The following is a 14,820-nucleotide window of genomic DNA, read 5'->3' on the forward strand; positions in this document are numbered from 1 at the left end:
GCGAGGCAAGGGAACGCCACCATGACCACCACCCCGGAGTCCTGGGAGCCCCTCCAACCGGCCCTGTCGGTCCGCCAGATCCTCATGCTGGAGCGGGTGCTCGCCGGAGAGCCCGAAGTGGTGGCCGGCGCGCACCGGCTGGACCGGCCGGTGCGCTGGGTGCACGTCGCCGAGGCCGCCGACGTCGGCGTCATGCTCAGCGGCGGCGAGATGGTCCTCACCACCGGCGTCCTGCTCGCCGGTGACCCGGACAAACAGGCCGACTACGTGCGCTCGCTGCACCGGGCGGAGGCCGCGGCCGTCGTGCTCGGCCTGGGCCGCGCCTTCCCCGCCGCGCCGGACGCGATGCGGCGGGTCGCCGAGCGGTGCGGGCTGCCCCTGGTCGTGCTGCACCGCCCCTTCCCCTTCGCCCAGCTGACGGAGGAGGTCCAGTCCCGGCTGGTACGGCGCAAGTTCGCGGCGGTCAGCCTCTCCGAGGCGGTACGGACCGAACTCACCGCGCTGATCACCTCCGGCGCCCCGCTGCGGCGCCTGCTCGACGAGGTGGCCCGGCACAGCGCCTGCCCCGTCGTCCTGACCAACCTCGCCCACCGCGTCCTCGCCACGGCGGGGGAGCGGCCGGCCGTCGACGACGTGCTGCGCGACTGGGAGCGCATCGCCCGCCAGGCCGGCGGCACCGAGGGCGACGGCTGGATCCGGGCCGAGCTGGGCGGCCGCGGCGAGCGCTGGGGACGGATCGTGCTGTGCGGCTACCGGGGCGACACCGCCACCGGGCGGCTGCTCGCCGACCGGGCCGCCGAGGCCATCGTGCTGCACCGCCTGCTCGGCGGCTCCTCGGGCAACTGGGAGGAGCAGTCGGCGCAGAGCCTGCTGACGGACCTGATCACCGGCGTCGTACCGGCGCGGCAACTGCTGCCCAGGGCGCGCGCGGCCGGACTGCCCGTCAACCGGCGCACCTTCGTCCCGCTGGTGGTGCGTGACCGGGAACCCGGCCGGCTCGACCGGGTGATGCGCCTGCTGGGACTGCCCGGCCTCGCCGCCGAACTCGCGGACGGCGCGACCGCCGTGCTGCTCAGTCTCGCCCGGGACCAGGACGCCGAGGCGCTCACGGCCCACTTCGCGGCCCGGCTGCGCGCCACGACGCGCACCGTCGTGGCCGCCGCGGATCCACGCGCCGCCTGGGAGGACGTCCCGGCCGGCCTGCGCGAGGCCCAGCACGTGGCCGACGCCGTCGCCGACTCCTCGGCCGCCCTCGACCTCCCGGACGTCGTCCGCCTCAAGGACGTCCATCTGCGTGGCCTGATCCGGCTGTTGCGCGACGACCCGCAGGTGCAGTCCTTCGCCGAGCGGGAGCTGGACGGGCTGCTGTGCGGGCGGGACGGCGAGGCGGGGGCCCTGCTCGCCGTGCTGCGCACCTATCTCGCCACCGGCCGCAACAAGTCCAGGACGGCCCAGCTCCACCATGTCTCCCGGCCCGCGCTCTACCGCCGGCTGGAGGCGATACAGACCCGCCTCGGGGTCGACCTCGACGACTTCGAGCAGGCCGCGTCGGTGCACATCGCGCTCCTCGCGCACGACGCGCAACAGGGGTGAAGCATGCGACGACCTGCGAATACGGCGGTGAAACATGAGCCTGCGCAAGGGTGACACGGTGGCACGCCGCGGCCGCCCAGACGTGACACGGTGCAACTCAACGACGACATACGGACTTCCTAGGCTCACCGGACACCGAGCTACCGGAGCGACCGGAGGTCCCGATGAGCCGAGTGATCCGCGCCGCCGTCTTCCAGACGTCCTGGACCGGCGACAAGGAGTCGATGATCCAGGTGCACGAGCAGGCGGCGCGCGACGCCGCCGCGCAGGGTGCCCAGATCCTGTGCTTCCAGGAGCTGTTCTACGGACCCTACTTCTGCCAGGTGCAGGACCCGGCCTTCTACGCGTACGCCGAGCGGATCCCGGAGGGGCCGATCGTCCGGCGGTTCCAGGCGCTCGCCCGCGAGCTGGGCATCGTCCTCGTGCTGCCGATGTACGAGGAGGAGCAGCCCGGCGTCCTCTACAACACCGCAGCGGTGATCGACGCCGACGGCTCCTACCTCGGCAAGTACCGCAAGACGCACATCCCGCAGGTGCGCGGCTTCTGGGAGAAGTTCTACTTCCGGCCCGGCAACAGCGGCTGGCCCGTCTTCGACACGGCGGTCGGCAAGGTGGGCGTCTACATCTGCTACGACCGGCACTTCCCCGAGGGCTGGCGGGCGCTCGGCCTCGCGGGCGCCGAGATCGTCTTCAACCCCTCGGCGACCTCGCGCGGACTCTCCGGCTACCTGTGGCAGCTGGAGCAGCCGGCGGCCGCCGTCGCCAACGAGTACTTCGTCGGCGCCATCAACCGGGTCGGCGTCGAGGAGTACGGCGACAACGACTTCTACGGCACCTCGTACTTCGTCGACCCGGAGGCCCAGTTCGTGGGCGAGGTCGCGAGCGACAAGGAGAGCGAACTCGTCGTCCGGGACCTGGACATGGCGAGGCTGCGCGAAGTGCGGGACCGCTGGCAGTTCTACCGCGACCGGGCGCCGGGGGCCTACACGCCGCTGACTGCGCCCTGACAGCACTCACCACGGCAGGAGAGGGAGCATGAGCCGTACCGTGATCCGCGGAGGCCTCGTCATCACCGCGTCCGACGAGATGCACGCCGACGTCCTGATCGAGGACGGCCGAATCGCCGCCCTCGCCGCCACCGGCACCCCGGCCGCCGAGGCCTGGACGGCCGAGAGGGTGATCGGCGCCTCCGGCAAGTACGTCATCCCGGGCGGCGTCGACGCCCACACCCACATGGAGCTGCCGTTCGGCGGCACCTTCGCCTCCGACACCTTCGAGACCGGCACCCGGGCCGCCGCCTGGGGCGGCACCACGACCATCGTCGACTTCGCGGTGCAGAGCGTCGGCCACAGCCTGCGCGAGGGCCTGGACGCCTGGCACGCCAAGGCCGAGGGCAACTGCGCGGTCGACTACGGCTTCCACATGATCGTCTCCGATGTGCACGACGAGACGCTCAAGGAGATGGACCTGCTGGTGGAGGAAGGGGTGACCTCCTTCAAGCAGTTCATGGCCTACCCCGGTGTCTTCTACAGCGACGACGGCCAGATCCTGCGCGCCATGCAGCGCTCCGCCGACAACGGCGGGCTGATCATGATGCACGCCGAGAACGGCATCGCCATCGACGTCCTGGTCGAACAGGCGCTGGCCCGCGGGGAGACCGACCCCCGGTTCCACGGCGAGGTGCGCAAGGCGCTGCTGGAGGCAGAGGCCACCCACCGCGCCATCCGGCTCGCCCAGGTCGCGGGCGCGCCCCTGTACGTCGTGCACGTCTCGGCGACGGAGGCGGTCGCCGAGCTGGCGAAGGCGCGCGACGAGGGGCTCCCCGTGTTCGGGGAGACCTGCCCGCAGTACCTGTTCCTGTCCACCGACAACCTCGCCGAGCCCGGCTTCGAGGGCGCGAAGTACGTCTGCTCCACGCCGCTGCGGCCCCGCGAGCACCAGGCGGCCCTGTGGCGGGGGCTGCGCACGAACGACCTCCAGGTCGTCTCCACCGACCACTGCCCGTTCTGCTTCGTCGGGCAGAAGGAGCTCGGCCGCGGCGACTTCTCCAAGATCCCCAACGGTCTTCCGGGCGTGGAGAACCGGATGGACCTGCTCCACCAGGCCGTCGTCGACGGGCACCTCACACGCCGCCGCTGGATCGAGATCGCCTGCGCCGCACCGGCCCGGATGTTCGGCATGTACCCGAAGAAGGGCACCATCGCGCCGGGCGCCGACGCCGACGTCGTCATCTACGACCCGCACGCCGAGCAGGTGATGTCCGCCGAGACGCACCACATGAACGTCGACTACTCGGCGTACGAGGGCAAGCGGGTCACCGGCCGGGTCGAGACCGTGCTCTCCCGGGGCGTCCCCGTCATCACCGAGCGGGAGTACACCGGGCACGCCGGGCACGGCGTCTTCACCCCCCGCTCCACCTGTCAGTACCTCACCTAGGAGCGGCGCCCATGGAATTCGGACTCGTGCTGCAGACCGACCCGCCGGCCTCGCGGGTGGTCTCCCTGATGAAGCGCGCCGAGCGCAACGGATTCACCTACGGCTGGACCTTCGACTCGGCCGTGCTCTGGCAGGAACCGTTCGTGATCTACAGCCAGATCCTGGCCAACACCACGCGGCTGACGGTCGGCCCGATGGTCACCAACCCGGGCACCCGCACCTGGGAGGTCACCGCCTCCACCTTCGCCACCCTCAACGACATGTTCGGCAACCGCACGGTGTGCGGCATCGGACGGGGCGACTCGGCGATGCGGGTGGCCGGCCGCAAGCCCAACACGCTCGCCCGGATCAGCGAGGCGATGAAGGTGATCCGGGAGCTGGGCAGCGGCCGCCAGGCCGACCTGGGCGGCACGGTGATCCGCTTCCCGTGGATCAAGCCGGACGCCCGGCTGCCCGTCTGGATGGCCGCGTACGGGCCCAAGGCGCTGAAGATGACGGGCGAGGAGGCCGACGGCTTCATCCTCCAGCTCGCCGATCTGTATCTCACCGAGTACATGGTCAAGGCCGTCAAGGACGCGGCCGTCGCCGCCGGGCGCGATCCCGACGAGGTGACGATCTGCGTGGCCGCCCCCGCCTACGTCACCGAGGACGACTCGCCCGAGGCGCTCGCCCACGCGCGCGACCAGTGCCGCTGGTTCGGCGGGATGGTCGGCAACCACGTCGCCGACCTGGTCGCCAAGTACGGCGAGCACTCCGCCGCCGTCCCCGGCGAACTCACCGACTACATCAAGGCCCGCGAAGGCTACGACTACTCCCACCACGGGCGCAGCGGAAACCCCGACACCCGGTTCGTGCCCGACGAGATCGTCGACCGGTTCTGCCTCGTCGGGCCGGTCGGGAAGCACATCGAGAAACTCCACGCGCTGCGCGAGCTGGGCGTCGACCAGTTCGCGGTGTACGACATGCACGACGCGCAGGAAGCGGTGATCGACGCGTACGGCGCGCAGGTCATCCCCGCGGTCCGCTCCTGACCGCACCCACCCCGACCGACCCTCCCGACCCCCCACACCTTGCCTCCCTCCCCGCCGTCCCGGGGAGGGGGCCCAAGGCCCCCGCACGGCCTCTCCCGTCCCACCTTGTCGATTGGCCTGCCATGACCGATACAGTCCCCACGGGGTCGCCCACCGCCCAGCGCACCGACGCCGACGGCCGGATAGAACTGGCCCCCGAGGCCTTCCCCACCGACAGCCCCTTCGCCAACGAGGACCTGCGTCCCGTCCCGGTGGCCGAGCGCAAGTGGACCACCTACAACTTCGCGGCGCTGTGGATCTCCATGGCGCACTGCATCCCGAGCTGGACGCTGGCCTCGGGCCTGGTCGCGCTCGGCATGGACTGGAAGCAGGCGGTCTTCACGATCGCCCTGGCCAACGTCATCGTGCTGCTGCCGATGCTGGCCACCGGTCACGCCGGACCCAAGTACGGCATCCCCTTCCCGGTGCTCGCCCGCGCCTCGTTCGGGCTGCGCGGCGCCAACGTCCCGGCGCTGATCCGGGCGGCGGTGGCCTGCGGCTGGTTCGGGATCCAGACCTGGATCGGCGGCAGCGGCATCTTCGCCCTCGGCTCCAAGCTCACCGGCGGTGAATGGGAGAAGGCCGGGCAGATCGCCGGCAACCCCTGGCCGCTGTGGCTGTGCTTCCTGCTGTTCTGGGCCTTGCAGATCGCCATCATCCACCGCGGCATGGACTTCCTGCGCCACTTCGAGAACTGGGCCGCCCCCTTCGTGATCGTCGGCGCCTTCGTGCTGCTGATCTGGATCGCGGTGAAGGCGGACGGCTTCGGCGAGTTGCTGTCCCAGCCCTCCACGCTCGGCTGGGGCGCGGACTTCTGGCCGGTCTTCTTCCCGTCCCTGATGGGCATGATCGGCTTCTGGGCGACGCTGTCGCTCAACATCCCCGACTTCACCCGCTTCGGCGCCAGCCAGCGTGCCCAGACCCGGGGCCAGACGCTGGGACTGCCCACCACGATGACGCTGTTCGCGATCCTCGCCGTGCTGGTCACCTCCGGCTCCCAGGCGGTCTACGGCGAGGCGATCTGGGACCCGGTCACCCTCGCCGCGAAGGCCGACAACGTCTTCGGCCTGCTCTTCGCACTGATCACCGTGCTGGTCGCCACCATCTCCGTGAACATCGCGGCGAACGTCGTCTCCCCGGCCTACGACCTGGCCAACCTGGCACCCAAGTTCATCAACTTCCGTACCGGCGCGCTGATCACGGGTGTCGTCGGGATCCTGATCTTCCCGTGGAAGCTGATCTCGACGCCCGAGTTCTACATCTTCACCTGGCTCGGTGTGGTCGGCGGTCTGCTCGGCACCGTCGCGGGCATCCTGATCGCCGACTACTGGATCGTCCGGCGTACGGTCCTGCACCTGGCGGACCTGTACACGCCGGGCGGACGGTACTGGTACGCGGGCGGCTGGAACTGGCGGGCCCTGGTCGCGTTCGGGGCCGGCGGACTGCTCGCCGTCGGCGGCTCGTACTCGACGGTGAACGCGGACGGGGTGCGGTCCGGCCCCTTCCCGGCGGACGGGCTGATCCCGTTCCTCAAGCCGCTCGCCGACTACGGCTGGGCGGTCGGCCTCGCGGCCTCCCTGCTGCTCTACGTGGCGCTGATGCTGCCGCGTGAGCGGGCGCGCGCGGCGGAGTGAGACCGGGCGTCGCGACCGGAGGGCGGCCGGTGGCTACCGGCCGCCCTCCAGCGCCGCCACCGCCTCCTTGGCCGCCTTGATGGCGCCCTTGTTCATCTCGTCCGAGCTGGGCGCGTCCTTCGACTCGAAGTCCGAGCCGTTGTAGGTGACGACCACCAGCGCGTTGGACGTGCGCACGACCACCATGGCCTCGCGCGTCTTCTGGTCGTCCTCGGTGGTGAGGTTCACGACCGAGTAGGCCGCCTCGCCCGTGCCGGGGACCTCGCCGCCGCCGCTCTTCTCCTTGACCCGCGAGTCGTACTGCTTCTCCGCCTTCTCGTCCGACTCGCTGATCTCGAAGGAGACGTCGAGCCAGCGGTAGTCGTAGCCCTTGAGGGCGTTCCAGGAGCAGGTGCGGCGCACCGCCTTGTCCGTCGAGGAGATCTCCTTGCCGGCCGTCTTGGCGCCGGGCACGAGGGAGGTGATCGTCTTCTGGGCCAGCCCGGAGCACGGCGCGGGGGCGGCGGTGTACGTCTTCGGCGCGGTCGTCGAGGACGGCGCCGAGGCGGACTGGGTCCCGGTCCGGTCCGTCTCCTTGGCCTGGGCGGCGGGGGCAGCGGGCTCCGGGGAGCTGAGCGCCCAGCCCGCGCAGGCGAGCACGACGACCGGCGTCAGACGCGCGGTGAGAGCGAGCGGCAGAGGAAGAGAACGCACGGCGCACTTCTCGTGGGGGATGGTGCGGAGGTGGTCCGCACTGCGGACGGGACGCCAGTGTCACACGACTGACTGTGGTGCGGAAGTGCCAACTCGCTCCGTGCCTGCGCGGTAACTGAGCCTGACCGCCGACGCGTTGTGTGTCCCGTTATGTCCCCGTGACCGTCGGGGAGCGGGGCGCCGGAGCCGCCGCGGGGGAGCCCGCACGGCACGCGTCAGGACGCCACGACGGCCGCGCGCTCGCGGGCACTGCGGACCGCTTCGCTCAGACTCGCGAGGTCGTACGGTCCGCGGTGCAGACGGCCGTTGACGAAGAAGGTCGGTGTGCCGGCCACGCCACTGAGGTCGGCCGACTCGACGTCCTCGGCCACCCGGGCGACCGCCGCGTGCGAGCGCAGGTCCCGCTGGAAGCGCTCCGTGTCCAGCCCGAGATCCTCGGCGTGGCGCAGCAGCTCCTGCAGGCGCAGCTCCCCCTGGTGGGCCAGGAGGGCGTCGTGCATCGGCCAGAAGGCGCCCTGCCCGGCCGCCGCCTCCGCCGCCTGGGCCGCGAGCTGGGCGTGCGGGTGGACGTCGTTGAGCGGAAGGTGGCGCCAGACGTAGCCGACGTCCCCGGCGTCGGCGAGCAGCCGGCGCATCACCGGCTCCGCCCGGCCGCAGTAGGGGCACTCGAAGTCACCGTATTCGACCACCGTGACCGAGGCGGTGCGCGGGCCCCGGACGTGGTCCCGCTCCCGGTCCACCGGCATGACGAGGTCGACGATGCCCTCCGCCTTGCCCAGCAGGGCCCGGGCACGGGTGGTCCCGGGCAGCGCGTGCACCACGGCGGTGACCGCCCAGGTGAGCGCGAAGGACAGCGGCACGGACGCGAGGATGCCCACCTTGGCCTGCATCAGGTCCTCGCCGTCGAGGGCGAGGGTGGCGATCAGCAGGGAGACCGTGAAGCCCACGCCCGCCGCGCTGCCGCCGGCGAGGACCGCGCCCCAGCCGACCTGCGGGCGCAGCCGTCCGCGGCTCAGCCAGGTCGTCAGCAGTTCCGCGAGGGTGATGCCCAGGGGCTTGCCCAGCAGGAAGGCGACGAGAACGCCGAGGGTGATCGGTGAGGTGAGACTCGCGGCGAGGCCGCTCGGGGTCACATGGACACCGGCGTTGGCGAGGGCGAAGACGGGGACGACCAGGTAGCTGGTGAAGGGGTGGTAGCGCTGCTGGAGGCGCTCGTTGGGAGAGATCGCGGCCTGCAGCCCCTGACGTAGGGAACGCTCCAGTTCCGGCGTGGGCTGCTCCCGGAAGAGCCGGAAGAGCCCACTGGCGCGTTCCAGGTCCGAACGCGTGGCCGGGTACGCGTAGGTGATCAGACCGAAGGCGAGACCGGTGACGACCGGGTCGACCCCCGAGCGCAGCAGCGCCCCCCACACACCGACGGCGAGGAGGGCGTGGACGGCGCCGTGGCGCACGTGGAACCTGCTCAGGACGAGCGCCACCAGGAAGAGCACCACGGCCACCAGGAGCGCCGGCCAGGACAGGGTGCCGCTGTGGACGACGGCGATGACCGCCAGAGCGACGAAGTCGTCGACGACGGACGCCGTCAGCAGGAAGGAGCGCAGGGCCCGGGGCAGCCGGCCGCCCAGGAGCGCGAGGGTGCCCAGGGCGAACGCGGTGTCGGTCGACATCGCCGCCCCCCACCCGCCGGCGGCGCCGTGCCCGGCGGTGAAGGCCAGGTAGAGAGAGACCGGAACGGCCATCCCGGCGATCCCGGCGGCCAGCGGAAGCGCGATGCGGCGGCGGTCGCGCAGCTCGCCCATGTCGAACTCGCGGCGCGCCTCCAGACCGATGACGAAGAAGAAGAGCGCCATGAGGCCGCTGTTGACCCACTCGCGCAGCCCCAGATCGACGCCGGCCGAGCCGGCGCGGACCGACAGCACCGTCGTCCAGGCGGCCTCGTAGCCGCCCGGCGCGAGGTTGGCCCACACCAGGGCGGCGAGCGCCGCGGCCGCCAGGACCAGGGCGCTGCCGGTCTCGGTGCGCAGGAAGTCCCGCAAGGGGGTGCGCGACGCCTCGGAGCGGACGGTCTGTCCGCCGCCCGGCGGTCCGGCGCCGGGTGTGCCGGTGCTCATCGTCCGCGCTCGCGGGCGGGTACGGCGCACCGCCCCGGCCGCGTGACGTGCCCGGCCGTCACGGGAAGCGAGGCCCCGGTCGTGCGCCGGCCGGCCGCTGGGCAGCGTTCATGTTCCGACGTTACGCGGTGACCGCGCCCCCCGCCTCGTGAGCCGGACCCGGCCCCGCGCCGTCCGGGAGGCGGGGGAATGGACGCGCGAGGCGGTGGATAGCCTGCGGGGAGAGCGCGGGGAGGCGGGTGCGCGGCCCGGACTCCCCGGTTGTCCCCGAGCCGATCGTGCGGGCCGACCCCTTCGGCCGACGCACGCGAACGAGCAAGGCGAAAGGTCACATGTTCACCACCCGTCCCACCCTCCAGGGCACCTTCGGCATGGTGTCGTCCACCCACTGGCTCGCCTCGCAGTGCGCGATGGCCGTGCTGGAGGACGGCGGCAACGCCTACGACGCGGCCGTCGCCGGGGCGTTCGTGCTGCATGTCGTCGAGCCGCACCTCAACGGGCCCGCCGGCGAGGCGCCCATCCTGCTCGCGCCCGCCGGTGGCCAGGTGCGGGTGCTGTGCGGACAGGGCGTGGCGCCCGCCGGGGCGAGCGTCGCCCACTACCGGGGGCTCGGCCTCGACCTCGTCCCCGGCACCGGGCCCCTTGCCGCCGCCGTCCCGGGCGCCTTCGACGCGTGGATGCTGCTGCTGCGCGACCACGGCACGAAGCCGCTCGCCGAGGTGCTGAAGTACGCCATCGGGTACGCGGAGCACGGGCACGCGCCCGTGGAGCGCGTCGGCGAGACCGTCGAGACCGTGCGCGAGCTGTTCGAGACGGAGTGGACCTCGTCGGCGGAGGTGTACCTGCCGGGCGGCAGGGCCCCGCGCCCCGGCGAGCTGCTGCGCAACCCCGCGCTGGCCGCCACCTGGAAGCGCCTGCTCGCGGAGGTCGCCGGAGCGGGGGAGCGGGAGGCGCAGATCGAGGCGGCCCGTGAGGTGTGGCGCACCGGATTCGTCGCCGAGGCCCTGACCCGTCAGGCGGGCCGCCCCACGCTGGACACCAGCGGCGAGCGCCACACCGGCACGCTCACGGCGGCCGACCTCGCCGGCTGGTCCGCGACCTACGAGGAGCCGGCGACCTACGACTGGAACGGCTGGACCCTGTGCAAGGCCGGCCCCTGGAGCCAGGGCCCCGTGCTGCTCCAGCAGCTCGCGCTGCTGCCGCCCGAGCTGCCCGCCTACGGCTCCCCGGACTACGTCCACCTGCTGATCGAGGGCTCCAAGCTGGCCATGGCCGACCGTGAGGCCTGGTACGGCGACGCGGCCGACGTGCCGCTCGACGACCTGCTGTCGGCGCCCTACAACGCGCAGCGGCGCTCACTGGTCGGCGACCGGGCCTCGCACGAGCTGCGGCCCGGGAGCCCCGGCGGGCGCGCGCCCCGGCTGTCCGCCCAGGCGCACGTGGTGGCGGGCGAGGACCCCGGGTTCAGCCCCATGGGGGTGGGAGAGCCCACCGTCGCCAGGAGCCCGGCCTCCCCGGTCCCCGGCGAACCCGACGTCCACGCCGACGGCGGCACCCGGGGCGACACCTGTCATCTGGACGTCGTCGACCGGTGGGGCAACATGGTCGCCGCCACCCCCAGCGGCGGCTGGCTCCAGTCCAACCCCGTCGTGCCCGAGCTGGGATTCCCGCTCGGCACGCGCCTGCAGATGACCTGGCTGGAGGAGGGGCTGGCGAACTCGCTCGCACCGGGACGCCGACCGCGGACCACGCTCACACCGTCGATCGCGCTGCGTGAGGGGGTGCCGGTGATGGCCTTCGGCACACCCGGCGGGGACCAGCAGGACCAGTGGCAGCTGCACTTCTTCCTGGCGGTCGCCCTGCGCGGCACGGTCCGCGGCGGACTCGACCTCCAGGGTGCCATCGATGCTCCGAACTGGCACCAGGACAGCTTCCCCGGTTCGTTCTACCCGCGCGGGATGCGCCCGGGGAGTGTGACGGTCGAGGGGCGGACGGACCCCCGGGTGGTCGAGGAACTGCGCCGTCGCGGGCACGACGTCACGGTGGGTGACGACTGGTCGGAGGGCCGGCTGTGCGCGGTGGCACGGGACCCGCGCACGGGCGTGCTCTCGGCGGCGGCGAACCCGCGCGGGATGCAGGGGTACGCGGTCGGTCGCTGACCTGCGGCTCGGGCCTTGAGACCCCGGGCACCGGCGGCGGCACCGGTACGGGGCGATCAAGACGGCGGGCGTCGGGAGTTCATCCCGATTCCACCCGGAGTGCACCGGCGGGGCGGGGATTGTCAGCGCCACGTGCTCTCATGGAGGCATGTTCGAAGACAAGGAAACCATCGAGGAGTTTCTCGCACGGCACGCGGCCGACGTCGAGGAAGCGGTGCGCAAGGCCGCGGCCGCCGAGATCATGCCCCGCTTCCGGCAGCTGGCCGCGCACGAGGTCGACCAGAAGAGCGGTCCGCACGACCTGGTGACCGACGCCGACCGGCTGGCCGAGCGGCACCTCACCGAGGCGCTCGGCGCCCTGCTGCCCGGCTCCGCCGTGGTCGGCGAGGAGGCGGTGCACGCCAACCCCGCCTCGTACGAGGCGATCCGCGGCGACGCCCCGGTCTGGATCATCGACCCCGTCGACGGCACCCGGCAGTTCGTGGCCGGCGACGAGGGCTTCTGCACGCTGGTCGCGCTGGCGCACCACGGCGTCGTGCTGGCCTCGTGGACGTACGCGGCCGCCCGGGACCAGCTGGCCACCGCCGTGCGGGGCCAGGGCGCCTTCCTCGACGGCGAGCGGCTGTTCGCGGGCCCGCCCACTCCGGGCCGTGACCTGCGGATCGCCACCTCCCACCCGGACTACACGAGCGACGAGGAGAAGCGCGCGCTGCTCGGCCTGTGGACGGACGGCGTCGCCCCGCGCGAGTGCGGTTCGGCGGGCCTGGAGTATCTCGCCGTCGCCCGGGGCGAGTCGGACGCGACGGCGTTCTCCTGGGAGGCCGCCTGGGACCACGCGGCGGGCCTGCTGCTGGTCGAGGAGGCCGGTGGCGCCCACCTCACGCGCGCGGGGGAGCCGTTCCGCATCACCGGGGGCAACACCCTGCCCTTCACCGCGGCCCGCGACGCGGCCACGGCCCGCCGGGTGGTCGCACTGCTGTCCTCGGCGGTCTGAGCGGCCCCTTCCCGCGCCCCTGCCGCTCCCCACAGGGCCTACGGCGGCAGGGCCGCACCCCCGTCGCGGAGGTGTGACAGTCCCCCGGCATATCCTGATCCCGAGTGGCCATCGGCTGACGAAGGAGTCCGAAGGTGCCGTCGATGCTCGATGCGGTCGTGGTGGGTGCGGGGCCGAACGGACTGACGGCCGCCGTGGAGCTGGCCCGCCGCGGCTTCTCCGTGGCGGTGTTCGAGGCGCGGGACACGATCGGCGGGGGTGCCCGCACCGAGGAGCTCACACTCCCCGGCTTCCGTCACGATCCGTGTTCGGCCGCCCATCCCCTCGGCATCAACTCCCCGGCGTTCCGCGCGCTCCCGCTGGACCGCTACGGCCTTCAGTGGCTGCACGCCGAACTGCCCATGGCGCACCCCCTGCCCGACGGCACCGCGGCGGTCCTGTCCCGCTCGGTCGGTGAGACGGCCGCCTCCCTCGGCCCGCGCGACGCGGGGGCCTACCGCAGGCTGGTGGAGCCCTTCCTGCCCCACTGGGACACGCTCGCCCGCGACTTCATGTCCCTGCCGCTGACCGCGCTGCCCCGGGACCCGGTGACCCTCGCCCGCTTCGGCCTGGTCGGCCTGCCGCCGTCCACCTGGCTGACCCGCCGCTTCCGCGACGAACCCGCCAAGGCCCTCTTCGCCGGGCTCGTCGCCCATGTGATGGCCCCGCTCACCGGCCTCGCCACCGGCGCGATCGGCCTGGTCTTCGCCCTCGCGGCGCACGCCCGGGGCTGGCCCGTGGCGCGCGGCGGCTCCCAGTCCATCTCGGACGCGCTGGCCGCGTACCTGAAGGACCTCGGCGGCGCGATCCACACGGACTACGAGGTCAAGCGCCTGGACGACCTGCCGCCCGCGCGGGCCTACGTCTTCGACACCTCGCCGACGGCCCTGGCCCGCATCGCGGGTTTCGGCCGCTACTACGAGGGGTACCGGTACGGCCCCGGCGTCTTCAAGCTGGACTACGCGCTGGACGGCCCGGTGCCGTGGACCGCCGAGGAGCCCCGCAGGGCCGGGACCGTGCAGATCGGCGGCAGCAGCGCCGAGATCGGCACCGCCCTGCGTGACGCGTCCCGTCTCGGCCGGGCACCCGAACGGCCGTTCCTGATCACCGTGCAGCCGGGCGTCGCCGACCCCACCCGGGCCCCCGAGGGCAAGCAGGTCTTCTGGGCCTACGGCCATGTCCCCAGCGGCTGGAGAGGCGACCTCACCGACGCCGTCGAGCGCCAACTGGAGCGCTTCGCCCCCGGGTTCCGCGACCGTGTCCTCGCCCGTGCCACCGCCGGACCGCCCGAACTGGCCGCCCGCAACGCCAACTACGTCGGCGGCGACATCGCCTCCGGCGCGTTCAGCGGACTGCAGAGCCTGTTGCGGCCCAAGGCGTCCCTGTTCCCGTACAGCACCCCGCACCCGGCCGTGTACCTCTGCTCGTCGGCCACCCCGCCGGGGCCGGGCGTGCACGGCATGTCGGGACACAACGCGGCGAAGGCCGTGTGGAGGAGGCTGAGACAGACATGACCCCTCACATCACGCTCGTCCAGGGCGACATCACCCGCCAGAGCGCCGACGCCATCGTCAACGCCGCCAACTCCTCGCTGCTGGGTGGCGGAGGTGTGGACGGCGCGATCCACCGGCGCGGCGGCCCCGCGATCCTGGAGGACTGCCGCAGGCTGCGCGCCTCCTCCTACGGCAAGGGCCTGCCGACGGGCGGGGCGGTGGCCACGACGGCCGGCGACCTCGACGCGCGCTGGGTGATCCACACCGTGGGCCCGGTCCACTCCGCGCAGGAGGACCGCTCCGCCCTGCTGGCCTCCTGCTACCGCGAATCCCTGCGCGTGGCCGACGAGTTGGGCGCGCGTGCCGTGGCGTTCCCGGCCGTCTCCGCCGGTATCTACGGCTGGCCGATGGACGACGCGGCACGGATCGCGGTCGAGACCGTGCGGGCCACGGGGACGTCGGTCGAGGAGGTCAGGTTCGTGCTCTTCGACGAGCGGGCGTACGAGGCGTTCGCGGGGCAGGTGGGCTGAGCGGCGGCCGGCATGCCGGGCTCCCTCAGGAACGAACAGAGTCCGACGGGGCAATTGCTCGGTCGTGT

11 protein-coding genes are annotated in these 14,820 nt (G+C 72.8%); 9 read left to right on the top strand and 2 right to left on the bottom strand.

Going from position 1 to position 14,820, the window contains the following annotated elements; translation table 11 throughout:
• Positions 1 to 21 precede the first annotated feature (21 nt).
• The 5 genes from ACIP2X_RS00685 to ACIP2X_RS00705 all read left to right on the top strand — a co-directional run bounded on the left by ACIP2X_RS00685 (position 22) and on the right by ACIP2X_RS00705 (position 6,733).
• Positions 22 to 1,593 (top strand): PucR family transcriptional regulator, encoded by a 1,572-nt coding sequence (locus ACIP2X_RS00685; RefSeq protein WP_401665608.1) that lies wholly within the window; start codon positions 22 to 24, stop codon positions 1,591 to 1,593.
• A gap of 164 nt (positions 1,594 to 1,757) precedes the next feature.
• A complete protein-coding gene (locus ACIP2X_RS00690; protein ID WP_401665611.1) occupies positions 1,758 to 2,600 on the top strand; it encodes a nitrilase-related carbon-nitrogen hydrolase in 843 nt (280 codons plus the stop codon).
• Between the two features lie 28 nt (positions 2,601 to 2,628).
• Positions 2,629 to 4,029 carry a dihydropyrimidinase gene (gene hydA, locus ACIP2X_RS00695; RefSeq protein ID WP_401665614.1) on the top strand — a complete coding sequence of 467 codons (1,401 nt, stop codon included), beginning with the start codon at positions 2,629 to 2,631 and terminating at the stop codon, positions 4,027 to 4,029.
• 11 nt (positions 4,030 to 4,040) lie between these two features.
• Positions 4,041 to 5,060, top strand: coding sequence for a TIGR03842 family LLM class F420-dependent oxidoreductase (locus ACIP2X_RS00700; protein WP_401665617.1), 1,020 nt, complete (start codon positions 4,041 to 4,043; stop codon positions 5,058 to 5,060).
• A gap of 122 nt (positions 5,061 to 5,182) precedes the next feature.
• Positions 5,183 to 6,733, top strand: coding sequence for an NCS1 family nucleobase:cation symporter-1 (locus tag ACIP2X_RS00705; RefSeq protein ID WP_401665620.1), 1,551 nt, complete (start codon positions 5,183 to 5,185; stop codon positions 6,731 to 6,733).
• A 33-nt stretch (positions 6,734 to 6,766) separates the two neighbouring features.
• On the opposite strand, the gene ACIP2X_RS00710 is transcribed toward ACIP2X_RS00705, so the two are convergent.
• Positions 6,767 to 7,426 carry a hypothetical protein gene (locus ACIP2X_RS00710; RefSeq protein ID WP_401665623.1) on the bottom strand — a complete coding sequence of 220 codons (660 nt, stop codon included), beginning with the start codon at positions 7,424 to 7,426 and terminating at the stop codon, positions 6,767 to 6,769.
• A gap of 215 nt (positions 7,427 to 7,641) precedes the next feature.
• Positions 7,642 to 9,537 carry a Na+/H+ antiporter NhaA gene (locus ACIP2X_RS00715; RefSeq protein WP_401665626.1) on the bottom strand — a complete coding sequence of 632 codons (1,896 nt, stop codon included), beginning with the start codon at positions 9,535 to 9,537 and terminating at the stop codon, positions 7,642 to 7,644.
• Between the two features lie 332 nt (positions 9,538 to 9,869).
• Between ACIP2X_RS00715 and ACIP2X_RS00720 the strand changes: the two genes are divergently transcribed.
• From ACIP2X_RS00720 to ACIP2X_RS00735, 4 genes are all read left to right on the top strand, one after another.
• Positions 9,870 to 11,696 (top strand): gamma-glutamyltransferase family protein, encoded by a 1,827-nt coding sequence (locus tag ACIP2X_RS00720; protein WP_401665629.1) that lies wholly within the window; start codon positions 9,870 to 9,872, stop codon positions 11,694 to 11,696.
• Between the two features lie 148 nt (positions 11,697 to 11,844).
• Positions 11,845 to 12,690, top strand: coding sequence for an inositol monophosphatase family protein (locus tag ACIP2X_RS00725; protein WP_401665632.1), 846 nt, complete (start codon positions 11,845 to 11,847; stop codon positions 12,688 to 12,690).
• Positions 12,691 to 12,833: 143 nt separating this feature from the next.
• The gene (locus tag ACIP2X_RS00730; RefSeq protein ID WP_401665635.1) at positions 12,834 to 14,243 is read left to right on the top strand and encodes a phytoene desaturase family protein; all 1,410 of its coding nucleotides are present in this window, start codon (positions 12,834 to 12,836) and stop codon (positions 14,241 to 14,243) included.
• Positions 14,240 to 14,752: an O-acetyl-ADP-ribose deacetylase gene (locus ACIP2X_RS00735; RefSeq protein WP_401665638.1), complete on the top strand. Its 513-nt coding sequence runs from the start codon at positions 14,240 to 14,242 to the stop codon at positions 14,750 to 14,752. Before ACIP2X_RS00730 ends, ACIP2X_RS00735 begins: the two co-directional genes overlap by 4 nt.
• Positions 14,753 to 14,820 lie beyond the last annotated feature (68 nt).

The organism is Streptomyces sp. NPDC089424, assembly GCF_044749345.1.
Lineage (GTDB): Bacteria > Actinomycetota > Actinomycetes > Streptomycetales > Streptomycetaceae > Streptomyces.

Excerpts from the sequence above, each read along its gene's own strand:
- ACIP2X_RS00685 (WP_401665608.1), top strand. The coding sequence starts at position 22 with ATGACCACCACCCCGGAGTCCTGGGAGCCCCTCCAACCGGCCCTGTCG.
- ACIP2X_RS00690 (WP_401665611.1), top strand. The coding sequence starts at position 1,758 with ATGAGCCGAGTGATCCGCGCCGCCGTCTTCCAGACGTCCTGGACCGGC.
- hydA (WP_401665614.1), top strand. The coding sequence starts at position 2,629 with ATGAGCCGTACCGTGATCCGCGGAGGCCTCGTCATCACCGCGTCCGAC.
- ACIP2X_RS00700 (WP_401665617.1), top strand. The coding sequence starts at position 4,041 with ATGGAATTCGGACTCGTGCTGCAGACCGACCCGCCGGCCTCGCGGGTG.
- ACIP2X_RS00705 (WP_401665620.1), top strand. The coding sequence starts at position 5,183 with ATGACCGATACAGTCCCCACGGGGTCGCCCACCGCCCAGCGCACCGAC.
- ACIP2X_RS00715 (WP_401665626.1), bottom strand. The coding sequence starts at position 9,537 with ATGAGCACCGGCACACCCGGCGCCGGACCGCCGGGCGGCGGACAGACC.
- ACIP2X_RS00720 (WP_401665629.1), top strand. The coding sequence starts at position 9,870 with ATGTTCACCACCCGTCCCACCCTCCAGGGCACCTTCGGCATGGTGTCG.
- ACIP2X_RS00725 (WP_401665632.1), top strand. The coding sequence starts at position 11,845 with ATGTTCGAAGACAAGGAAACCATCGAGGAGTTTCTCGCACGGCACGCG.
- ACIP2X_RS00730 (WP_401665635.1), top strand. The coding sequence starts at position 12,834 with ATGCTCGATGCGGTCGTGGTGGGTGCGGGGCCGAACGGACTGACGGCC.
- ACIP2X_RS00735 (WP_401665638.1), top strand. The coding sequence starts at position 14,240 with ATGACCCCTCACATCACGCTCGTCCAGGGCGACATCACCCGCCAGAGC.